Source organism: Acidovorax sp. KKS102, from assembly GCF_000302535.1.
Taxonomy (GTDB): domain Bacteria; phylum Pseudomonadota; class Gammaproteobacteria; order Burkholderiales; family Burkholderiaceae_C; genus Acidovorax.
Genome location: NC_018708.1, coordinates 1555318 through 1577425, shown reverse-complemented (window position 1 = coordinate 1577425; position 22108 = coordinate 1555318). Strand labels below are relative to the sequence as shown.

Below are 22108 nucleotides of genomic sequence, written 5' to 3'. Positions count from 1 at the left end.
TATAAAACCTTCTGCTGATCGCTTGAGTCAGGCGCAGGGCGCCGCTCAGGCCTTCTGGTGGGTGTTGGCGTAGTCGATGGCGTTTTGCACCGTGGTGATCTTCTCGGCGTCTTCGTCCGGGATCTCGATGCCGAATTCGTCTTCCAGAGCCATCACCAGTTCCACCGTGTCGAGCGAGTCGGCACCGAGGTCTGCCACGAAGGCCTTTTCATTGGTGACTTGGGACTCTTCCACACCGAGTTGTTCGGCAATGATTTTTTTGACGCGTGCTTCGATATCGCTCATGGTTTCCCTCTGGGGGTTGTGAATGAATCCGCGATTCTAGCCGCTTAAGGAGAAGCCCCTAAACGACCCGCCGTCCGGATGAACCGGCGTTAACTTGTCTTAATTACATGTACATGCCGCCATTGACGTGCAACTCCTGCCCCGTCACGTAGCCAGCCTCGCGCGAAGCCAGGTATGCCACCGCGTGTGCGATGTCCGCAGGCTTGCCCATATGACCCAGCGGGATCTGCGCATTGAGCGCTTTTTGCTGGTCTTCGGGCAGCACGGAGGTCATGTCGGTCTCGATGAAACCGGGTGCCACGCAGTTCACGGTGATGTTGCGGCTGCCCAGTTCACGGGCCAGTGCACGCGTCATACCCGCCACACCCGCCTTGGCCGCAGCATAGTTGGCCTGCCCCGGATTGCCCGACGCACCCACCACGCTGGTGATGCTGATGATGCGCCCAAAGCGCTGCTTCATCATCGGGCGAATAGCGGCACGGCTTGTGCGGAATACGGCCTTGAGATTGGTGTCCAGCACCGCATCCCAGTCATCGTCCTTCATGCGCATGGCCAAGGTGTCGCGCGTGATACCGGCGTTGTTCACCAGCACATGCAGACCACCCTGTTGCTTGACGATGCCGTCCATCAAGGCCTCGACCGCAGCCACATCGTTCACGTTCAGATTGGCACCCCGGCAGCCAGGGTAAGCCGACAGCGCCTGGCTGATGCGCGCAGCGCCTTCATCCGTGGTGGCCGTACCCACCACCTGGTAGCCGCGCACCGCCAATTCCAGTGCAATGGCCGCGCCAATGCCGCGCGATGCGCCGGTCACCAGCGCCACTTGCGCCGCTGTCTGGGTCGATTCCGTCATGCCAACAACTCCCGGGTTTCGGCCAGCGTGGCCGAGTCAAACAATGCAGCACCGACCAGTTCGGGGTCGATGCGCTTGGTGAGGCCTGCCAGCACCTTGCCGGGGCCACATTCAATGATGTGCGTGACACCACGGCCTTTCAGCGCATGCACGCATTCCACCCAGCGCACGGGGCCGAAGGCCTGGCGATAGAGCGCTTCGCGAATGGCGTCAGCGTCCTGCTGCACCGCCACGTCCACGTTATTGACCACCGGAATCTGGGGGGCAGCCAAGGCAACGCCTGCCAGCGCCATACGCAGCTTTTCAGCGGCCGGCTTCATCAGGCTGGAGTGGAAAGGCGCCGACACCGGCAGGGGCAATGCACGCTTGGCGCCCGCCGCCTTGAGCACTTCGCAGGCCTTGTCCACCGCCGCCTTGGTACCAGCGATCACGGTCTGAATCGGGTCGTTGAAATTGACAGCCTCCACCACTTCGGCCGTGCCCGGGCCGAACGAGGCCAATGCCTCGGCGCAACCGGCGATGACCTTGGAAGCCTCCATGCCCAGGATGGCGGCCATGGCTCCGGTCCCGACGGGCACCGCCTCTTGCATGGCCGCTGCGCGCAACCGCACGAGCGGAGCCGCCTGCGCCAGCGTCAGCACACCAGCCGCCACCAGGGCGGAGTATTCACCCAGCGAATGCCCGGCCACAGCCACTGGGGCTGCGCCACCTTCTGCACGCCACACCCGCCATGCCGCCACACCCGCGACCAGCATCACCGGCTGGGTGTTGGTGGTGAGAGCCAACGCTTCCTTGGGGCCTTCCTTGATCAGCAGGCCAACATCTTCGCCCAGGGCATCCGAGGCTTCCTTCAGGGTCTGAGCCACCACCGGGTGGTCACCCCAACCATCCAGCATACCCACCGATTGCGAGCCTTGCCCAGGAAAGACAAATGCAAAAGACTTCATGAAAAATCCAGAAATATGATGAAACTGGCCGGTAGCGCTAGTACCTATTGCGCTAGCAGCTACAACTTCAGGAGCACGGCACCCCAGGTGAAGCCGCCGCCCACGCCTTCGAGCAGCAGGGTTTCGCCTTTCTTGACCTGACCGGCACGCACCGCGTGGTCCAGAGCCAGAGGAATGGACGCCGCCGAGGTATTGCCGTGCTGGTCCACCGTGACCACCACCTTGTCCATGGACATCTTCAGTTTGCGGGCAGTGCCCTGCATGATGCGGATGTTGGCCTGGTGCGGGATCAGCCAGTCGATATCGGCTTCGGTCAGCCCGGCCTTGGCCAGGGCAGCATGGGCCGCCTTCTCCAGCACACCGACTGCCAGCTTGAAGACCGCCTGCCCGTCCATCTTGAGGACCGGGTCGCCAAGGATCTTGCCGCCAGACACATTGCCGGGCACACACAAAATATCAACATGCTTGCCGTCGGCGTGCAAGTCGCTCGACAGGATGCCCGGTGTGTCAGAGGCCTCCAGCACCACAGCGCCCGCGCCGTCTCCGAACAACACACAAGTAGTGCGGTCGTTGAAGTCCAGAATGCGGCTGAAAACTTCGGCGCCAATCACCAGGGCGCGGTTGGCAGCACCGGTCTGGATCATGGAATCCGCCACGGACAGGGCATAAACAAACCCGCTGCAGACCGCTTGCACGTCGAAAGCGGGGCAACCATTGGCGCCCAGCTTGTTCTGCAAGATACAGGCGACCGACGGGAACACCATGTCTGGCGTGGATGTGGCCACAATGATCAGATCGATGTCAGTAGGCTGCAGATTGGCAGCCTGCAAGGCATTGCGCGCAGCCTCCAGACCGAGGTCGCTGGCCGTGACATCCGGCGCAGCAAAGTGGCGCGCCCGAATGCCGGTGCGCTCCACAATCCATTCATCCGAGGTTTCGATGCCGCGCTGGGCCAGTTCTGCGACCAGATCGGCGTTGGTCAACCGGCGTGGGGGCAGGTAGCTGCCGGTGCCGGTAATGCGGGAATAACGTCTCATTATTGTGCGGTCGCCGCAACGCCAGGCTGGGGCTGGGCATCTGCAGGCGCCAGCAGGGGCGCCGCATGCGCAATCCGGGTCCGGACACGGTCGAGCAGGTTGTTGCGGGCTGCATCATACGCCCGGTTCAACGCCTGCTCGAAAGCCATGGCGTCTGCCGATCCGTGGCTCTTGAACACCAGCCCGCGCAGGCCCAGCAGCGCCGCACCGTTGTAACGACGATAATCCATGCGCTTCATCAACGCTTTTAGAATCGGATAAGCGACGATGGCAGCCATTTTGGTAAAAATGTGGCGCGAAAACTCGGTTTTGAGCGCCCCGATGATCATCGAGGCTACCCCTTCGCTGGCCTTGAGGGCCACATTGCCCACGAAACCGTCACAGACCACGATATCCACCGTGCCCTTGAAGATATCGTTGCCCTCGACATTGCCATAGAAGTTCAAATCACCGGAATTGGCCGCAGATCGCAGCAATTCACCCGCTTTTTTGATCACTTCACTGCCCTTGATGACTTCTTCCCCAATGTTCAGCAGGCCCACCGTGGGCTCACCCCCCTCTTGAAGAACCGACACCAGGGCAGAGCCCATCACGGCAAACTGAAGCAGATGTTCGGCCGAGCAATCGACATTAGCGCCCAGATCCAGGACGGTTGTGGCCCCGCCCGTGGCGTTGGGCATCTGGGTGGCGATGGCGGGCCGGTCGATGCCGTCCAGCGTCTTGAGAAGGTACCGGGCAATGGCCATCAGGGCCCCGGTATTGCCGGCAGACACCGCCGCCGATGCAGCGCCGTCCTTGACCTGCTGGATGGCAACCCGCATCGAAGAATCCTTCTTCTTGCGCAAAGCCACCTCCACCGGATCGTCCATGGCCACCACTTCGGTAGCTGGCACGATGGTGGCTCGGTCGTGGGAAAACGATTGCAGGCTATCCGCCAGGCCAACTAGCAGCAGGCGGGCGTCAGGGTGGTGGTCGAGAAACTGGCGGCACGCCGCGAGCGTGACGCGGGGGCCGTGGTCGCCCCCCATGCAGTCAACAGCCAGTGTGATCATGGGCGACTTGTCCGGTCGGCCCGAAGGGCCGAGAAATGAATACGACGGTCAAAACAAAGGCCCGCGCTACAGGGTGTGTAGCAACGGGCCTTTGGATGGAGTGAAGGTCAGGCTTCAGACTTGTTCTTCAGCACCTGACGGCCACGGTAGAAACCGTTGGGGCTGATGTGGTGACGCAGGTGCGTTTCACCGGTAGTGGGTTCCACGGCAATGCCTGGCACATTCAGGGCATTGTGCGAGCGGTGCATACCGCGCTTGGAAGGGGACTTTTTGTTTTGCTGAACGGCCATGATGGCTCCTGATCTGGAATAGGTTGGTAAAAACGCGATCAGCCCAAAAAGACACGATGGGGTTCGCGTGAAGCCCACGATTATAACCCAAATGCTTTTTGGGCCTGCCAATCAGTCTTTGGCATCCTTGCGCAAAGCGGCCAAGGCAGCGAAAGGATTGGGTTTTTCGGCATTGGCTTCTTCAAAATCGTCGTCGGAAGACGCCAGAGGCACCGAGGTCGGGCACTCGTCATGTTTGGGCACCACGGGCAAGGCCATCAGCAACTCATCTTCGATGAGTTCGTGCAAATCAAACTCGCGGCTCAGGGCCAGCAGGTCTTCTTCGCTCTCATCGTCCAGGGCCTCGGCCGTGGCTTCATCGGCCACGAAGCGGAATTCCCGATCCACCTCCAGCGGGACGTCTACCGGCGTCAGGCAGCGCTGGCACTCCATAGGGAAGCTGGCGCGTACCTTGATGTGCAACCAGACCTGCCCCATTCCGCCCAGCGCAGTGCGTATTTCACCCGTCGCCTCCCAGTCCACCAACAGGTCCGGGTGCAGGCCCTTGGCCTCTTGCGCCAGGCGTTCGTACTTCAACAGCGAGTCGTGGCCCGCCAGCCGACCGCCCGCCTGTGCAAAGGCTTTCACGTCGAGGCGCTGTGCGGAGAATTCCTTGGTCATGGCGGCAGTGTAAGAGAATCGGCGCATGCATCAATCCCCCTCCTCCCAACGCCCTCTGGTATTGGGCTCGACCTCGCGTTACCGGCGCGAATTGCTGGAACGTCTGAACCTGCCTTTCGAAGTGACCGCCCCCCATGTCGATGAGACCCCCCTGCCCAGCGAGGCGCCCCGCGCCCTGGCCTTGCGCCTGGCGCTGGCCAAGGCGCAGGCCGTGGCACGGCAGCACCCCGAAGCGGTGGTGATCGGGTCCGACCAGGTGGCCGACCTGGCCGGGGAGCCGCTGGGCAAACCGGGCCAGCACGAGCGCGCCGTGCAGCAGTTGCGTCAGATGCGCGGCCAGACGGTAGTGTTCCAGACCGCGCTGGCCGTGGTGTGCGCCGCCACCGGCTTTGAGCAGGTGGACCTCGCCCCCGTAGAGGTGAAGTTCCGCGACCTGTCGGACGAAGAAATCGAACGTTACCTGCGCGCCGAACAGCCCTACGACTGCGCGGGCAGCGCCAAGAGCGAAGGCCTGGGCATTGCACTGCTGGACGCCATCCACAGCGATGACCCCACGGCGCTCATCGGGCTGCCACTGATCCGCACATGCCGCATGCTGCGCGCAGCAGGGCTGGTGCTGCCATGAGCGTCAAATCCGGCGCGCTGTATCTTGTGCCTGCCCCCCTGGATTTTGGCTGCGACACCCAGGCCCCGCTGCAGGACGCCCTGCCCTCGGCCACCCTGCAAACGGCCTCCCGCCTGACCCACTGGGTGTGCGAAAACGCGAAGAGCACACGGGCGTACCTCAAGCGGATTGACGCGCTGTACCCCCTGGCACTGTCTCTGCAGCAACAGCAGATCACCGAGTTGCCGCGCGAAGTACACAAGAAAGGCGACCACGGCGACAAGGGCTCGGCCCCGTTCGACGCCCGCCCGCTGCTGGCTGCAGCACTGAACGGGCACGATGTCGGACTGGTCAGCGAAGCGGGCATGCCCGCCGTGGCCGACCCCGGCTCGTCGGTGGTGCGGGCTGCGCACGACCTGGGCCTGCGCGTGGTGCCACTGGTCGGGCCGGTGTCGCTGCTGCTGGCGCTGGCGGCCAGTGGCCTCAACGGGCAAAACTTCGCCTTTGTCGGCTACCTGCCGCAAGACGGGCAAGAGCGCACACAGCGCATCAAGGAGCTGGAGGGCCTGGCGCTGCGCACGGGCCAGACCCAGCTGTTCATCGAGACCCCGTACCGCAACCCTGCCCTGTGGCAGGCCCTGGTGCAGACCCTGCAGCCGCACACCCGGCTGGCACTGGCCAGCGGCCTGACCCTGCCCGATGCGCGGGTGCAAAGCCAGCTGGTGCGCCAGTGGAAGCAGCAGCCCGCGCCACCGGACAACCGCACACCCGTGGTGTTTGCGCTGGGGCGCTGAGACAGGCACGAGGCGGCACGGGATGCGCGTGGCGCCTGAAATGCTACATATTCAGGAGCATTTCAAGCATATTCCACTAGCGCGTTCGCCCAAAAACACCTCAAAACGCTGCAGAACGGCCTCGCACAGGCGCCAGATGCAGCGCACAACTAGGGCCCACAAAAAAGCCCCGGGCAGAAACCTCTGCCGGGGCTTTAGATACACATCGCCAGTCAATTCAAGGGCTTGCGGATGATCAAGCTCCCCGACCGACTTCCAGGCGAATGTCAGCGCAGCTGCGGCCCCGATACAGCCAGCGATTTGACCGCGCCCATGCCCACGGCAGCGCCAAAGCGCTTGGCCAAGCGCTCGGCCACGTTGTCGCGGCGGGTGTAGTCGATGATGTCTTCGGCCTTGACCACTTCGCGCGCCACGTAGTCGAGGTTGCCCAGCTTGTCCGCCAGCCCCATTTCCACGGCCTGCTGGCCCGTCCAGAACAAGCCACTGAAGGTGTCGGGCGTGGTCTTGAGGCGGTCGCCCCGGCCAGCCTTAACCACGGCGATGAATTGCTGGTGGATCTGGTCCAGCATGGTCTGCGCGTAGGCGCGCTGCTTTTCGGTCTGCGGGCTGAAGGGGTCGAGAAAGCCTTTGTTTTCACCGGCGGTGAGCAGGCGGCGTTCCACGCCCAGCTTTTCCATGGTGCCAGTGAAGCCGAAGCCATCCATCAGCACGCCGATGCTGCCCACGATGCTGGCCTTGTCCACGTAGATGTCGTCGGCAGCGGCGGCGATGTAGTAGGCGGCCGAGGCGCAGGTTTCTTCCACCACCGCGTAGATCGGTTTCTTGTGCTTGGCCTTCAGGCGCACGATCTCGTCGTTGATGATCCCGGCCTGCACCGGGCTGCCGCCAGGCGAGTTGATCAGCAGCACCAGGGCCTGCGAGCCCTCGTCTTCCAGCGCGCTGCGCATGGCGGCCACCACAAACTCGGCGCTGGCCTCAGCGCCGCTGGCGATTTCGCCCTTGATGTCCACCACCGCGGTGTGCGGCGTGCTGGTGCTGGTGCTGGGCGACGCCTGGCGCAACGCGGCAAACGCAATCGCCGCCAGCAGGGCCAGCCAGGCCAGGCGGAAAAAGATCTTCCAGCGGCGGGCGCTGCGTTGCTCATTGAGAGCGGCAAAGGCCAGCTTTTCCAGCGTGGCACGTTCCCAGCCGGGTTCACGCGATGAGTCGCTCACAGGTGCTCCTGAATTTGTAGCTGCTTGCGCCCACAGATCGGGCGCGGAATTGGTTTTGGGGTCAAAGCCCGACGAACCGGGCTGTTGGGGGTCTGTCATGTCATGCGTCCTGGGAACTGCACCGCTGCAGCCCGCGCGCTGCGCCGGATGGAACCAGGCGACAGCACATCAGGGTAATTCATCTGGATTTTCTAGAACTCTACGGGCTGCAGGTTGTAGGCAGTATGCCAGTGCACCACGCCATCCCTCTCCGACAGGGCAATTTTCACCAGTCCACCCCGGCAGGGTCCGCCCGCGCACTGGCCGGTGTGGGGCAAATAAGCCGCGCCGTGGGTCGCGCACAACAGCCAGTGGCCCGTGTCGTCAAAAAAACGGTCGGGCTGGTAGTCCATCTCCATCGCCACATGGGTACAGCGGTTGAGGTAAGCGTGTGGCAGGCCCTGGTAGCGGATTGCAAAGGCCCGGCAGGTCTGGCCCGCGTACACGACATCAAACGGCACGGCACGGCCGCCATCGACGAGGTCGGCGCTGTTGCACAAAGCGAAGGACTGCTCGGGCGACTTGTTCATGGCTTGCTCCGCTTCACGGCCCAGCGTCAGGCGTTGTTCAGCAGCCAGTCGTGCAGCTCGCGCACCGAATGGACCACCGCCAGCGGCTGGAGCGCATGGAAGGCGTCGGGTTCATGGGCACCATAGCTCACCCCCACACTCGCGCAGCCCGCGTTGACGGCCATCTGCAGATCGTGCGTGGTGTCGCCAATCATCAAAAGGCGCTCGGGCGCCACGTCAAATTCGGCCATCAGCTCCTGCAGCATCAGCGGGTGGGGCTTGCCAGCGGTCTGGTCGGCGGTGCGGGAGCCGTCGAACACGCCTTTGAGTTGAACCGTGTGCAGCGCCTCGTCCAGCCCGCGCCGGCTTTTGCCGGTGGCGACGGCCAGCAGGTGGCCGCGCTCGCGCAGATCGTTCAGCAGAGGCAGCACGCCTTCAAACAGGCTCAGGTCGTCCTGGTGCTGGATGTAGTGAAAGCGGTAGCGGTTGCCCAGTTCGGTGTACTTCTCGGGCGGCACATCGGGCGCCGCATGGGCCAGCGCCTGCATCAGGCCCATGCCGATCACGTAGGCAGCCTCCTTGTCGGTGGGCACGGTGCCGCCCACGTCGCGCACCGCCGCCTGGATGCAGCGCACGATGATGGCGGTGGAATCGAACAGCGTGCCGTCCCAGTCAAAGGCGATGAGATCGAAACGGCGCGGACGGAAGTTTTTGGCAGACATGAGAGCAGGTTTTCTCGCGCAGGATCGTCAGGCGGTGGGCACAAAATCGGCCAGCTCGGGGGGCAGCTCGGCGATCAGCTGCACGCGCTCACCCGAGGCGGGGTGGTTGAACTGTAACCGCCACGCATGCAGAAACATGCGCTTCATCCCCTGCTTCTGCAGGCGTTTGTTGAGGTCGAAATCGCCGTATTTGTCGTCGCCTACGATGGCGTGTCCCTGACTGGCCAGGTGCACGCGGATCTGGTGGGTGCGGCCGGTCTTGATGGTCACCTCCAGCAGCGACATCGCGGGCAGGCCCTGCTCCGGCCGGGCCGCTGCTGTGCTGCGCACCTTGACCAGGGTGATGGAGCGCATGCCATCCGGGTCGTCTGCGGTGGTCACGCGCACGCGGCGTTCGCCGTCGGCTTGCAGGTATTTGTGCAGCGGCAGGTCGATGACCTTCTTATTGGCCGGCCAGGTGCCCGTGACCAGCGCCAGATAGGTTTTGCCCGTCTCGCGCTCGCGGAACTGGTCCTGCAGGTGAGTGAGCGCTGACCGCTTCTTGGCCACGAGCAGGATGCCGGAGGTCTCGCGGTCCAGCCGGTGCACCAGCTCCAGGAATTTGGAGGCAGGGCGCGCCTGGCGCAGCTGCTCGATCACTCCGAAGCTCACACCGCTGCCGCCGTGCACCGCCACGCCGGCCGGTTTGTCAATGGCGATCAGGTGCTCGTCTTCGAGCAGGATGGGAAATTCGCGTGCGGGCGCCGGGCGCTCGGCCTTTTCGGCGACCTTGTCTGAAATCCGGACAGGTGGCAGGCGCACGATGTCACCCGCCTCGACGCGGGTGTCGGCGCTCACGCGGCCTTTGTTGATGCGCACCTCGCCGCTGCGGATGATGCGGTAGACGTGCGTTTTTGGCACACCTTTCAGGTGGCGTATCAAAAAGTTATCGAGCCGCTGGCCGGCGGAGTCAGCATCCACTTCCACCAGGCGGGCTGCGGGAAGCCCCGCAGAAGCTGCGGGCGGTTTGGCCCCTATAATGTGTTTCACCTGCGCGTTGTTATGTAAGTGGTTGATTTGTCTGGAGTTTAGTCCACACAGCCCTTGCCCCTCACGCAGGCAGGTCGATGCCAGCGGGCGTCGTGCGCGCAGATTGCAGGCCAGATGCCTGTGGTGGCCCGCATGCCGTGCGGCGGGCTGACAGATTGAAACACTGATACGGAATCCCCCAGTTGGCAGATGTTCCCTACCCGGGCGCAGCCTGCCAGCGGATCAAAGCGAGCATGTGGTTGTTGATGAGCTGGATGGTGACCTTGTGGCGGTGGCTGATGCCCCCGGCTGCACGCTCCTATTCAGCTCTAGCGCCCAGCCAGCAAGCGCAATCAGCTACTTTTTTGCTAGCAAAACTGCGCTCCTACCACTCGCCCCCATCCACGCGCCCCTGCCTCACGATGCTGCGCTAGAGCGCGGCAGATCATTGGCATTCCCGGCAATTCCCTTCGTTTCGATGCGTCAGTCCAGGCATTCACAGCTCCTGTAGAGCTTGTTGTTAATGGTTTGGAACTGTGGGCGGCAGCCCGCGCAGCTTTCCCCGCTGAGAGGGATGTCTGCACCGCTGCTGTCCGCAACACACTGAAGGAATCGCATCATGAAGCGGATGCTCATCAACGCCACGCAGCCCGAAGAACGGCGCCTGGCCATCGTCGACGGACAAAAGCTCCTCGACTACGAAATCGAAATTGAAGGGCGCGAGCAGCGCAAGGGCAACATCTACAAGGCCGTCGTCACGCGCGTCGAGCCCTCGCTGGAAGCCTGCTTTGTCGATTACGGCGAAGACCGCCACGGCTTCCTGCCGTTCAAGGAAATCTCGCGCCAGTACTTCGCCCCCGGCGTGTCGCCCAGCCAAGCGCGCATCAACGAAGTCATCAAGGAAGGCCAGGAACTGCTGGTCCAGGTAGAAAAGGAAGAGCGCGGCAACAAGGGTGCAGCCCTGACCACCTTCATCTCGCTGGCAGGCCGCTACGTGGTGCTGATGCCCAACAACCCCCGTGGCGGTGGCGTGTCGCGCCGCATCGAGGGCGAGGACCGCGCCGAACTCAAGGAGGCGATGGACCAACTGGAGTACCCCAACGGCATGTCCATCATTGCGCGCACCGCTGGCATCGGCCGCACCGCGCCCGAACTGCAGTGGGACCTGAACTACCTGCTGAAATTGTGGAACGCCATCGACGGCGCTGCCAAGGGCGGCAAGGGCGCCTTCCTGATCTACCAGGAATCGAGCCTGGTGATCCGCGCCATCCGCGACTACTTCAACAACGACATCGGTGACATCCTCATCGATACCGACGACATCTACGAACAGGCGCAGCAGTTCATGGCGCACGTCATGCCCGAGCATGCCGCCCGCGTGAAGCGCTACCGCGACGACGCCGCCCTGTTCAGCCGCTTCCAGATCGAGCACCAGATCGAGTCGGCCTACGCCCGCACCGTGAGCCTGCCCTCGGGCGGCGCCATCGTGATCGACCACACGGAAGCGCTGGTGTCCGTGGACGTGAACTCGGCCCGCGCCATCAAGGGCGGCGACATCGAGGAAACTGCCACCCGCACCAATCTGGAAGCCGCCGACGAAGTGGCCCGCCAGATGCGCCTGCGCGACCTGGGCGGCCTTATCGTGATCGACTTCATCGACATGGAGGAGTCGAAGAACCGCCGCGAAGTGGAAAACCGCCTGCGCGATGCGCTGCGCCAGGACCGCGCCCGCGTGCAGTTCGGCACCATCAGCAAGTTCGGCCTCATGGAAATGAGCCGCCAGCGCCTGAAGCCCGCGCTGTCCGAAGGCTCGTCCATCCCCTGCCCCCGCTGCGGCGGCTCGGGCCATATCCGCGACACCGAATCGTCGGCGCTGCAGATCCTGCGCATCATTCAAGAAGAATCGATGAAGGACAACACCGCCGCCGTGCACTGCCAGGTGCCGGTGGAAGTGGCCTCGTTCCTGCTGAACGAAAAGCGCACCGAGATCGCCAAGATCGAACTCAAGCAGCGCGTGGCCGTGCTGATGGTGCCCAACAAGACGCTGGAAACCCCCAACTACCGCCTGGAACGCCTCAAGCACGATGACCCGCGCCTGGACCACATCGAAGCCAGCTACAAACTCGCCGAAGAAGTGGAAGATCCGACGTCTGTCACACGCCGCTCGCAGGAGCCCACCAACAAGCAGACCCCGGTGATCAAGGGCGTGCTGCCTGACGCACCCGCCCCCGTGGCCGAACCCCGCCCCGAAGGCGCGGCGCGCCCACCCCGTGGCGGCCAGCGCCCCGCAGCCCATGCAGCCCCTGCACCTGCCCCCGTGGCCGCTCCGGCGCCAGTCGCCCCCGCGCCGCAGGAACAAGGCTTCTTCGCCTGGCTCAAGAGCCTGTTCGGCTTTGGCAGCGCCCCCGCAGCCCCCGCCCCGGTGGCAACGGCTGCGCCAGCCGCCACACCGGCCGCGGCTGAAACCACCGGCCGTGGCGAACCCCGCCGCGAAGGCCGCAATGGCGAAAGCCGTGGCCGCCGTGGAGGTCGTGATGGCAACCGCGACGGTCAGCGCGAAGGCGCACCGCGTGACGGCAATCGCGAAGGCAGCAACGGCGAAAGCCGTGGCCGCCGTGGTGAACGCCCGGCCGAAGGCCGCGCACCCCGCGACGCAGAGCGCCGCCCCGAGGGCGAAGGCCGTGACGGTGGCCGCAACGGACGCGGCGAAGGCCGTGAAGGGGGCCGTGGCCGCCGCGACAGCGAGCCACGCAACCTGAACGCTGGCACGAACGGTGACAACGCCAACGCCGCAACCGCTCAGGTGGAAGGCCCCAACGCTGGCAACACCGGTGGTGCAGAAGGCCAACCCGCCCAGCAACCCCGTGGCGAACGCGGCCCGCGCCGCGAACGCGGTGATCGCGGTGGCAACCGTGGCGAGCGTGGTGAACGCGCTCCCCGTGCGGTCGAGGCCCAGGAGGCAGCAGCCCCAGCCGCTGCTGGCGACTTTGCCGATACCGCGCCCCTGGCCTCGCTGCCAGACCTGGACCTGAGTGGCAATGACGCACCCGCGAATGGCAATGGCAATGGCAATGGCAATGGCAATGGCGCCAGCGAAGAGCAACGCCGCGAGCGCCGCTCCCGCGACCGCTACGGCCGTGACCGCCGCGAACGTGGCGAGCGTGGCCCACGCGACGCCAACGGCAACGCTGAAGCCGCAGCACCCGCCATGCTGGACTTCGACCCCACCCAGGCAGAGCCTGCCCCGGCACAGGACGAAGCGCCACGCCGCAGCTACTTCAGCAACAACACGCCCGCCGCAGAGCCTGTGGCACCGGTGGCCGCAGCGCCAGTCGCAGCGGCTACTGAACCTATAGCTGTTCCAGCGCCTGCCGCCCCCGTGGCCGCCACGGCTCCGGTAGCGGCACCCGCTCCGGCAGCTGCAGCACCAGCGCCTGCAGCGCCTGCCAAGGGCCTGCCCCGCGTCCAAGCGTTCACGCTGCCCATCGATGAACTGCAGCAAGTCGCTGCTGCATCGGGCCTGCAGTGGGTGAACTCTGACGCGGACAAGATTGCGGCGGTGCAGGCCGCCATCGCTGCCGAGCCCAAGCCCATCCGCGTGCCCCGCGAGCGCCCCCCAGCGGTGGTGCTGGACGAAGGCCCGCTGGTGCTGGTGGAAACCCGCCGCGACCTGTCGGCCATGGCGCTGCCGTTTGAGCAGCCCCCCGCAGCCTGAGGCGCTGCAATAGCTGCCGCCCCAGGGCTGTAGCCATCACCCAGAAGGCGGCTCAGGCCGCCTTCTTTTTTTGGGGCCGCCGAGTGTGCACGGCCCTTGGCGCCAATACCCGCAAGCGGCCGGAGGCAGCCTGTCAGCAGGTACCATTTCGGGTCGCTGGTGCCGCAGCGCAGCCCGCTGCCCGCACCGTCCAGGCCCCGCCCCAAGCCGCACACCCGAGATCCACGGACCCTTCGCCCCATGCTGTTCCTGCTGTCTCCCGCCAAATCGCTCGACTACGAGACGCCCGTTCCCGAAGGCCTGCCCCACACCACGCCGCAGTTTGTGCCGCAGTCCACGGCCCTCATCGAGGTGCTGCGCGAGCAGTCGCCGCAGCAGATTGCGTCGCTGATGGAGTTGAGCGACGCGCTCGCGGCCCTGAACGTGGCGCGCTACCAGGCCTGGCGCCCCCGCTTCACCGCCCACAACTCGCGCCAGGCGGTGCTGGCCTTCAATGGTGACGTGTACGATGGGCTGCAGGCCCGCAGCCTCAGCGCTGACGACCTGGACTGGGCCCAGAGCCATGTCGCCATCCTGAGCGGCCTGTACGGCGTGCTGCGGCCGTTGGACCGCATGCAGCCCTACCGCCTGGAGATGGGCACGCGCCTGGCCACCGACGTGGGCAGCAACCTATACCAGTTCTGGGGCCGCCAGATTGCCGAGCACCTCAACACCCGGCTGCGCGCGGACACCACGCCGGTGGTGGTCAACCTCGCCTCGCAGGAATACTTCAAGGCCGTGGACCGCAAGGTGCTCAAGGCGCGCGTGATCGAATGCGTGTTCGAGGACTGGAAGGGCGGCAACTACAAGATCATCAGCTTCTTTGCCAAACGCGCACGCGGCCTGATGGCGCGCTATGCCATCACCCACCGCCTTGCCACACCCCACCAGCTCGAAGGCTTCGATCTGGACGGCTATGCCTTTGCCCCGGCCTCCTCCACGCCCGAGCGCCTGGTCTTCCGGCGCAAGGCCCCTCCGGCCTTATAAACACCCCTTCCCCCCTGCTCTTTCTTGTTGAAGGACCGCCATGACATTGCGTTCTGACCAGCACCCGGACGGCACGACCACCAGCACCCAGCGCGCCAGCGCAGCGCGGCAGGCCATCACGCCCGAGCTGCGCCGCTGGATCATTGAGCAGGCGCAGGCGGGCTACGCCGCGCCTGTGGTGCTGCAATCCATGCGCGACGCAGGGTGGGACGAGGACGTGGCCGCCGACGCGCTGGAGATCACGCTGCAGGAGCACCTGAACGACCTGGCCGTGCAGCAGGGCTTGCCCTCGGCCGTGCCGGTGCCCGAGCCCCGGCTGGATGGATCCCCCGCCCAGGTGGACTGCGGAGACCGCACCGTGAATGTGCTGCTGGCCATGGCGCAGCCGCGCATCGTGGTGTTTGGCAACCTGCTGTCGCCGGAGGAGTGTGATGCCCTGATCGCCGCCGCAGAGCCCCGCATGGCGCGCTCGCTCACCGTGGCCACCAAGACCGGCGGCGAAGAGATCAACGCCGACCGCACCAGCGACGGCATGTTCTTCCAGCGCGGTCAAAGCCCGTTGATCCAGCGCATTGAAGAGCGTATTGCGCGCCTGCTCCAGTGGCCCATCGAAAACGGCGAAGGCCTGCAGGTGCTGCATTACCGCCCGGGTGCCGAATACAAGCCCCACTACGACTACTTTGACCCCGCCGAGCCTGGCACGCCCAGCATCATCAAACGCGGCGGCCAGCGTGTGGGCACGCTGGTGATGTACCTGAACACGCCCGACAAAGGCGGCGGCACCACCTTCCCCGATGTGCACCTGGAGGTCGCGCCGCAGCGTGGCAACGCGGTGTTCTTCAGCTACGAGCGCCCGCACCCGTCCACCCGCACCCTGCATGGCGGCGCCCCGGTGATCGCCGGGGACAAATGGATCGCCACCAAATGGCTGCGCGAGCGGGAATTTCAGTAAAAACGCCGGTATGCGCTAGTCGAATATGCGCCAGCAGCTACAAAAACAGTAGCAAAACACGTCCCCCTTGGAACCCATACACCCGAAAGACCAGGCCATGAACACGCCAGAACAATCCCAGCTTGGCAAGGCTTCGGCCTATATCGACCAGTACGACGCGTCGCTGCTGTTCCCCATCCCGCGCGCGGGCAAGCGGGCCGAGATCGGCATCACCGGCGCGGCGCCCTTCTTCGGGGCCGACCTTTGGACGGCGTTCGAGCTGTCGTGGCTGAACCAGCGTGGCAAACCGCAGGTGGCGCTGGCGCACATCACGGTGCCCTGCGAGACGCCCAACATCGTCGAGAGCAAGTCCTTCAAGCTGTATCTCAACAGCTTCAACAACACGCGTTTTGCCGATTCGGCCGAGGTGCAGGCCCGCATCCGCACCGACATCAGCGAGGCCGTGTGGCGCGGCGCCGAGCACCCCGCCACCGTGGGGGTGAAGCTCATCGCGCCGGAGCTGTTCGACCAGGAGCCCGTACACGAGCTGGACGGCCTGAGCCTGGACCGGCTGGACGTGGAATGCACGCGCTACCAGCCCGCGCCCGACCTGCTGACGGCCACATTCAACGAAGCGCCCGTGACCGAGACCCTGACCAGCAACCTGCTCAAGAGCAACTGCCTGGTGACCGGCCAGCCCGACTGGGGCAGCGTGCAGATCAGCTACAGCGGCCCGCAGATCAACCAGGAAGGCCTGCTGCAGTACCTGGTGAGCTTTCGCAACCACAACGAATTCCACGAGCAGTGCGTGGAGCGCATCTTCATGGACGTGTGGACGCGCTGCAAACCCATCAAGCTCACGGTGTATGCGCGCTACACGCGCCGGGGCGGGCTGGACATCAACCCCCTGCGCACCAGCCACCCGCAAGCTCTGCCGCGCAACGTGCGCACGGCGCGGCAGTAGGCCTGACCGACCTCGTCAACCGACCGCGTCCGTCAGTTGCGCGCGTCAATCCAGTCGCACCGCAGGGTATGGCGCAGGTGCGCGCGGGTGCGCCAGGCAACGTACTGGCTGGGGACAAAAATGCCGATCAGGCAGACCGGCGCGGCGCAGGGCTCGCCAAAAGCGCAGATGGGAAACCAGCCCACCCAGCCCAGCATCCAGACCGTCAGCACCAGGTCCCACAGGTGGTATTCGAGCGGGTGGTCGGCCTTGTGTGCCACATGCCACTGCTTGATGCGCTGCAGCTCGTCGAGGGTCATGGTGATCTCCCGGAAAACGGGAAAATCACTGTAAGTTACGAGTAAGAATTCGTCAAGGTACGAATGGCTGCGGGCGGCTCGTTGCGGCGCCGCTCACCCCAGCCGGAACACGTCCACCGAGCGGCCCAGCGACACCGCACTCTCCTTGAGGCCCTGGGCGGCGGCGGCCGACTCCTCCACCAGCGCGGCGTTCTGCTGCGTCACGGTGTCAAGCTGGGTCACGGCCTCGTTGACCTGGGCAATGCCCTGCGACTGCTCCTTGGTGGCGCTGCTGATCTGCTGGACCAGCGTGCTCACGCGTTCCACCGCATGGACCACGCCTTCGATGGTGGTGCCGGCATGGTCCATCTGCTGCGCGCCGCTGGCGATCTGGTTCACCGTGACGCCAATCAGGCCGCTGATCTCCTTGGCCGAGCTGGCACTGCGCTGCGCCAGTGCCCGCACCTCGCCCGCCACCACCGCAAAGCCCCTGCCCTGCTCGCCAGCCCGCGCGGCTTCCACAGCGGCGTTGAGCGCCAGCAGGTTGGTCTGGAAGGCAATGCCCTCGATCACGCCCACGATCTCGCTGATCTTGGTGGACGAAAGCTTCATCTGCTGCATGGCCGCCCCCACCTCCTGCACCGCCTGGCCACCGCGCGTGGCGATGTCGCTGCTCTGTGCGCTCTCGTGCGACACCTTGGCGGCTGTCTCCGACGTCTGCAGCACCGTGCTGGCCAGTTGCTCCATGGCCGCGGCGGTTTCTTCCAGGCTGCTGGCCTGCGACTCGGTACGGGCCGACAGGTCCATGCCGCCGCGCGCGATTTCGTCGGCCGATTCGATGAAGTTGCGCACCTCGGTGCGCACGTCGCCCACCACGGCGCGCAGGTTGACCTGGGTCTGTTGCAAGCGCTGCATCAGCGCACCCAGGGGTTGGGGGTAGTCGGTGCCCACCGACGTGGCAAGGTTGCAGGCCGAGATGTCGGATGCGAAGCGGGTGGCGTCGTGCACCCCTTGCAGCACGGTGGCCTGAAAGCGCCACAGCGTCCACCCCGCCCCCAGCACCAGCAGCGCCAGGCGGGCCACCCAGGCGGTAGTGCCCTGCAGCCCCATCACATCGGGCAACAAGGCCAGCAGCACCATCACCGCCAGCAACAGCGCCATGCGGGGCAGCAACGCCATCTGCGCCAGGCGCTGCTGCCAGCCGCGAACCCCGGGATAGCGCACGTTGCCCGAGTCCAGGTAAAAGCTGCTCGCGCCCGATGCCGCCTCATTGCGCATCTGCGCATACAGGGCTTCGGCGGCAGAAATTTCTGCCGCGCTGGGCTTGGTGCGCACCGACATGTAGGCGCGTGGCTTGCCGCCTTCCATGATGGGAGTGACGTTGGCGCGCACCCAGTAGTGGTCGCCGTTCTTGCGCCGGTTTTTCACCAGACCTGTCCAGGGCTCGCCCCGGCCAATGGTGCGCCACATGTCCTTGTAGGCCTCGGGCGGCATGTCCGGGTGGCGAATGATGTTGTGCGGCTGACCGATGAGTTCGTCGTAGCTGTAGCCACTGACGCGCACAAACGCCGGGTTGCAGTGCGTGATCTCGCCCTTGGTGTTGGTGCTGGACACCAGCAGCTCATCACCGGGGTAGTCAAAATTCTGCTGGGTCACTGGCAGGTTGATGCGCATTCGAGGCTCCTGGAAGGCCTGCGGCAGGGGCAGGCAGCGCGGTGTTTTGTTAGACGTTCGTGTAACCGCTTGATACGAATCAAGTCTAACTGCTCACTCCCCCGATTTGCCCCCAAAAGGTGCCGAGTGAAGGATGGCCTGCACAACCCTCCCGAGGCGCACACACCCCAGCCCTACTCCTGTGGCGTCAAAAGAGCTGCCCCGTGTCCCTGTCCACACCCGCCTGCGGCCTGCGCCGGCTGCTCGCAGCTGCGGCACGGGTCTGCGGATCGGGCTCGGGCTCCTCGCCGCGCCGCACCAGCGTGCTGGCCCGCACGCCCAGCAGTCGCAGGCGCTTATCCAGCGGCACGCGCTTGAGGCACTGCCCGGCCAGCTGCCGGATGGTGGCTCCGTCGGCCGTGTAGCTGTTAGCCGTGTGGTCGCGCGTCGCGATCTTGAAGTCGTCGTAGCGCAGCTTGATGCCGATGGTGCGCGCCACATAGCCCTTGCGCTGCAGGTCCTCGGCCACGCGCATGCACAGGTCGGTAAAGATCGCGCCCAGCTCGGCCCGGTCGCGCACCGCGTGCAGGTCGCGGTCAAAGGTGGTCTCGCGGCTCATGCTCACGGGCTCGCTCTCGGTCACCACCGGGCTGTCATCGCGGCCCCAGGCCACGCGGTGCATCCAGGCGCCGGTGGACTTGCCAAAGTGGCCCATCAGCCATTGCTCATCCTGCGCGGCCAGCTGCCCGATGGTCTCGATGCCCAGCCGCGCCAGCTTCTCGCCCGCCTTGGGGCCGATGCCGTTGATCTTGCGCACATTCAGGGGCCAGATCTTGCTCTGCAGGTCTTCCTCGTAAACGATGGAGATGCCGTTGGGCTTGTTGAACTCGCTGGCCATCTTGGCCAGCAGCCGGTTGGGAGCCACGCCAATGGAGCAGGTCAGCCCGGTCCGTTCAAAGATGCTTTTCTGAATGAGCCGCGCCAGCACCCGCCCGCCTTCGCGCTGGCCTCCCGGCACGTCGGTGAAGTCGATGTAGACCTCGTCCACGCCCCGGTCCTGCATCACCGGCGCGATCTCGGTGATGGTGCTTTTGAACAGGCGCGAAAAGCGTCGCACCTCGTCAAAATCCACCGGCAGCACGATGGCCTGCGGGCACAGCTTGGCCGCTTTCATCATGCCCATGGCCGAACCCACGCCAAACTGCCGCGCCGGGTAGGTGGCCGTGGTGATCACGCCCCGGCCCACATAGTCCTTGAGCAGCGGAAAGTCCTCCACCGGGATGAAGCGCCGCTCGCGCTCTGCGGTGCCGTCCGGGCCGCGCAGCAGCAGCTCGTCCACCTTGCGCCTGCCGCCGCCAATCACCACGGGCAGGCCCTTGAGCTGCGGGTAGCGCAGCAGCTCGACGGACGCAAAAAAAGCGTCCATGTCCAGGTGCGCGATGCGGCGCCGCTTGCCGGAAGGGGCAGCCTGCGCAGGGGGGTAGGTCTCAGAAGAATCGAACTCGGTGGCGGTCACACCCGATATTGTGCGGGGCGGCGCCGTCCCTGCGCAGGCGGTGCACTAGCGATTACGCCGCGCGCTACGCTCCCCTACCGCTATGGCCCCCAGCATCAGCACCACACCTGCCATTTGCCAACCGCCCAAGGTGTGCTGAAAGTACACCCAGTCCACCACGATGGCGACCGTCGGGTAGGCAAACTGCAGCACCGCCACCCGGGCCGTCGCGAGCCGGGCCATGCCTGCGTACATCAGGGTGTACGCCAGGCCCGTGTGGATCAGCCCCAGCCCGGCCAGCCATGCCCATGGGGCGCCCCAGGCGGGCCAGCCTTGTCCCAAGGGGGCCACCCACAGCACGGCCGCACCCAGCGCGCATTGCCACCACGCCAGCGCGCCCACCGGCAGCGCCCCCAGGCGCTTGGCAACCACGGTAACGGTGGCCGTGCACAGCGCACCGACCAGGCAGAGGCCCACGCCCACCCAGTAGCCAGACGCATGCCCGGCGCCGGAGGAAGACAGCCCCCCAGCCACGCCCGTGGCCAGCACCAGCCCCACCATCGCGACCAGCACGGACACCACGCGCTGCCGGGGCACGGCTTCTTTGAGCCACCAGGCCCCCAGCAGCAACACCCACAGGGGCTGCACATGGAACAGCACCACCGCCACCCCGGTGGGCACTTGCTGGATCGCCGTGAAAAACAGCCACCAGCTCGCCAGCATCAGCCCGCTGAGCAGCAACACCCACGGCAAAGCCGCCCAGCCCACCCAGAGCGCCCGCCACAGCCCCGACCATGACCGGTGACGCCACGCCATCCACAACGTGAGACCCACGAGACCAAAAGCGCAGCGGAACCAGGTCACCGTCAATGGCGCCGCCTGCGCCTCGTGCACGAACACGCCGATGGTGCCCAGCAGCGCGTTGCCCAGCACAAAGGCGATCCAGCCATCCAGCCGGTGGGCAGACGACAGCCCACGCGCGCTGCTCGCATGGGAAGCGGACGCGGGAACCACGGGGACGGATATGCCTGAAACGGTAGAGGACGACTGCTGCATGCCCGCAGTGTGGCCGCCAGCCGCTGCAATCGAAAGCGCATAATTTACGCGTCAATCATTCGATCATCGAATACATCACCCCAGGGGCAATCCATGAGCTACCGTGACTTGCAACTCGACTGGCTTCAATGCCTGGTGGCGGTGGTGGATGCAGGCTCGCTCTCTGGCGCGGCGGCCGAGGTGCACCGGTCCCAGTCGGCGGTCAGCATGCAGCTCAAGAAGCTGGAAGACGCCGTAGGCCACCGACTGCTGGAGCGCGATGCCCGCAAGCAGCACCTCACGCCCGAGGGTGAAACCCTGCTGGGCTACGCCCGACGCATTCTGGAGCTGCATGCAGAAGCGCACGATGCCCTGAACGGCGACGCCCTCACAGGCCGGGTGCGGCTGGGGGTGCCGGATGACTATGCAGCGCGCTACCTCACGCCCGTGCTCAAACGCTTTGCGCCCCGGCACAGCGCGGTGGAGATTGAGCTGGACTGCGAGCAGTCCACCGCACTCATCCCGCGCGTGGCCAGTGGCGACCTGGACCTGGCGCTGATCTCGCGCGACCACGCACGCCGGGGCACGCTGCTGTTCCATGAGCCCATGGTGTGGGTGGGGTCTGCGCAGTTCGATTTGTGGAGGCGCGACCCGCTGCCGATTGCGGTGTACGAATCGGCCAGCCTGGCGCGGCGCGGCGCCATCCACGCACTGGCGCAGCAGGGGCGCCGCTACAAGGTGGTCTATCACAGCTCCAGCCTGGCCGGACAAATTGCGGCGGTGGAAAGCGGCCTGGCCGTGGCCGCCCTCACCCACTGCAGCGTGCCACCGCAGCTGCAGGTGCTCGGCACCGAACACGGCCTGGGGCCGCTGGCCCCCATGGAGGTCGCCGTCTACCGCAGCCGCGCATCGCGCGGCTCCAAGGCGGTGGACAGCCTGCAGAATCTGCTGGTGCAGACCCTGCGGCAATCCGGTGGCGCCCGCGTGACCGGCTGAA

General features: G+C 65.4%; 22 protein-coding genes. 7 read left to right on the top strand and 15 right to left on the bottom strand.

Going from position 1 to position 22108, the window contains the following annotated elements:
* Positions 1–45: 45 nt before the first annotated feature.
* From acpP to C380_RS07110, 7 genes are all read right to left on the bottom strand, one after another.
* On the bottom strand, positions 46–285 hold the full coding sequence (gene acpP / locus C380_RS07140; RefSeq protein WP_003058049.1) for an acyl carrier protein: 240 nt from the start codon (positions 283–285) through the stop codon (positions 46–48).
* Between the two features lie 103 nt (positions 286–388).
* Positions 389–1138 carry a 3-oxoacyl-ACP reductase FabG gene (fabG, locus tag C380_RS07135; RefSeq protein WP_015013189.1) on the bottom strand — a complete coding sequence of 250 codons (750 nt, stop codon included), beginning with the start codon at positions 1136–1138 and terminating at the stop codon, positions 389–391.
* On the bottom strand, positions 1135–2085 hold the full coding sequence (gene fabD, locus C380_RS07130; protein WP_015013188.1) for an ACP S-malonyltransferase: 951 nt from the start codon (positions 2083–2085) through the stop codon (positions 1135–1137). Before fabD ends, fabG begins: the two co-directional genes overlap by 4 nt.
* Positions 2086–2144: 59 nt before the next feature.
* Entirely contained in the window at positions 2145–3122 is a 978-nt protein-coding gene (locus tag C380_RS07125) for a beta-ketoacyl-ACP synthase III (RefSeq protein WP_015013187.1), read from the bottom strand.
* Entirely contained in the window at positions 3122–4174 is a 1053-nt protein-coding gene (gene plsX, locus C380_RS07120; RefSeq protein WP_015013186.1) for a phosphate acyltransferase PlsX, read from the bottom strand. Before plsX ends, C380_RS07125 begins: the two co-directional genes overlap by 1 nt.
* A gap of 107 nt (positions 4175–4281) precedes the next feature.
* The gene (rpmF, locus tag C380_RS07115; protein ID WP_005794249.1) at positions 4282–4464 is read right to left on the bottom strand and encodes a 50S ribosomal protein L32; all 183 of its coding nucleotides are present in this window, start codon (positions 4462–4464) and stop codon (positions 4282–4284) included.
* Positions 4465–4575: 111 nt separating this feature from the next.
* On the bottom strand, positions 4576–5124 hold the full coding sequence (locus C380_RS07110; protein ID WP_043565232.1) for a DUF177 domain-containing protein: 549 nt from the start codon (positions 5122–5124) through the stop codon (positions 4576–4578).
* 25 nt (positions 5125–5149) lie between these two features.
* On the opposite strand from C380_RS07110, the gene C380_RS07105 reads away from it, so the two are divergent.
* The gene (locus C380_RS07105; RefSeq protein WP_015013184.1) at positions 5150–5749 is read left to right on the top strand and encodes a Maf family nucleotide pyrophosphatase; all 600 of its coding nucleotides are present in this window, start codon (positions 5150–5152) and stop codon (positions 5747–5749) included.
* On the top strand, positions 5746–6522 hold the full coding sequence (locus C380_RS07100; protein ID WP_015013183.1) for an SAM-dependent methyltransferase: 777 nt from the start codon (positions 5746–5748) through the stop codon (positions 6520–6522). Before C380_RS07105 ends, C380_RS07100 begins: the two co-directional genes overlap by 4 nt.
* 266 nt (positions 6523–6788) lie before the next feature.
* On the opposite strand, the gene C380_RS07095 is transcribed toward C380_RS07100, so the two are convergent.
* The 4 genes from C380_RS07095 to C380_RS07080 form a co-directional block, all read right to left on the bottom strand.
* Entirely contained in the window at positions 6789–7835 is a 1047-nt protein-coding gene (locus C380_RS07095; protein WP_015013182.1) for a S49 family peptidase, read from the bottom strand.
* Between the two features lie 92 nt (positions 7836–7927).
* Positions 7928–8305, bottom strand: coding sequence for a Rieske 2Fe-2S domain-containing protein (locus tag C380_RS07090; protein ID WP_015013181.1), 378 nt, complete (start codon positions 8303–8305; stop codon positions 7928–7930).
* A gap of 26 nt (positions 8306–8331) precedes the next feature.
* Complete coding sequence (locus C380_RS07085) at positions 8332–9006, bottom strand: HAD family hydrolase (RefSeq protein WP_015013180.1); 675 nt, start codon at positions 9004–9006, stop codon at positions 8332–8334.
* Between the two features lie 27 nt (positions 9007–9033).
* A complete protein-coding gene (locus tag C380_RS07080) occupies positions 9034–10035 on the bottom strand; it encodes an RluA family pseudouridine synthase (RefSeq protein ID WP_043565230.1) in 1002 nt (333 codons plus the stop codon).
* A 598-nt stretch (positions 10036–10633) separates the two neighbouring features.
* On the opposite strand from C380_RS07080, the gene C380_RS07075 reads away from it, so the two are divergent.
* The 4 genes from C380_RS07075 to queF all read left to right on the top strand — a co-directional run bounded on the left by C380_RS07075 (position 10634) and on the right by queF (position 16650).
* Entirely contained in the window at positions 10634–13729 is a 3096-nt protein-coding gene (locus C380_RS07075; protein ID WP_015013178.1) for an Rne/Rng family ribonuclease, read from the top strand.
* Positions 13730–13969: 240 nt separating this feature from the next.
* Positions 13970–14755: a peroxide stress protein YaaA gene (gene yaaA / locus C380_RS07070; RefSeq protein WP_015013177.1), complete on the top strand. Its 786-nt coding sequence runs from the start codon at positions 13970–13972 to the stop codon at positions 14753–14755.
* A 40-nt stretch (positions 14756–14795) separates the two neighbouring features.
* Entirely contained in the window at positions 14796–15707 is a 912-nt protein-coding gene (locus tag C380_RS07065; RefSeq protein ID WP_015013176.1) for a 2OG-Fe(II) oxygenase, read from the top strand.
* 97 nt (positions 15708–15804) lie between these two features.
* Entirely contained in the window at positions 15805–16650 is an 846-nt protein-coding gene (gene queF, locus C380_RS07060; protein WP_015013175.1) for an NADPH-dependent 7-cyano-7-deazaguanine reductase QueF, read from the top strand.
* Positions 16651–16682: 32 nt separating this feature from the next.
* On the opposite strand, the gene C380_RS07055 is transcribed toward queF, so the two are convergent.
* The 4 genes from C380_RS07055 to C380_RS07040 all read right to left on the bottom strand — a co-directional run bounded on the left by C380_RS07055 (position 16683) and on the right by C380_RS07040 (position 21090).
* Positions 16683–16949 (bottom strand): hypothetical protein, encoded by a 267-nt coding sequence (locus tag C380_RS07055; RefSeq protein ID WP_015013174.1) that lies wholly within the window; start codon positions 16947–16949, stop codon positions 16683–16685.
* 93 nt (positions 16950–17042) lie between these two features.
* Entirely contained in the window at positions 17043–18602 is a 1560-nt protein-coding gene (locus C380_RS07050) for a PAS domain-containing methyl-accepting chemotaxis protein (RefSeq protein ID WP_015013173.1), read from the bottom strand.
* Positions 18603–18789: 187 nt separating this feature from the next.
* The gene (locus C380_RS07045) at positions 18790–20007 is read right to left on the bottom strand and encodes a DNA polymerase IV (RefSeq protein WP_051022660.1); all 1218 of its coding nucleotides are present in this window, start codon (positions 20005–20007) and stop codon (positions 18790–18792) included.
* A 135-nt stretch (positions 20008–20142) separates the two neighbouring features.
* Positions 20143–21090 carry a DMT family transporter gene (locus C380_RS07040; protein ID WP_015013171.1) on the bottom strand — a complete coding sequence of 316 codons (948 nt, stop codon included), beginning with the start codon at positions 21088–21090 and terminating at the stop codon, positions 20143–20145.
* A gap of 135 nt (positions 21091–21225) precedes the next feature.
* Here C380_RS07040 and C380_RS07035 point away from each other — a divergent pair, with 135 nt between their 5' ends.
* The gene (locus C380_RS07035) at positions 21226–22107 is read left to right on the top strand and encodes a LysR family transcriptional regulator (RefSeq protein ID WP_015013170.1); all 882 of its coding nucleotides are present in this window, start codon (positions 21226–21228) and stop codon (positions 22105–22107) included.
* Position 22108 lies beyond the last annotated feature (1 nt).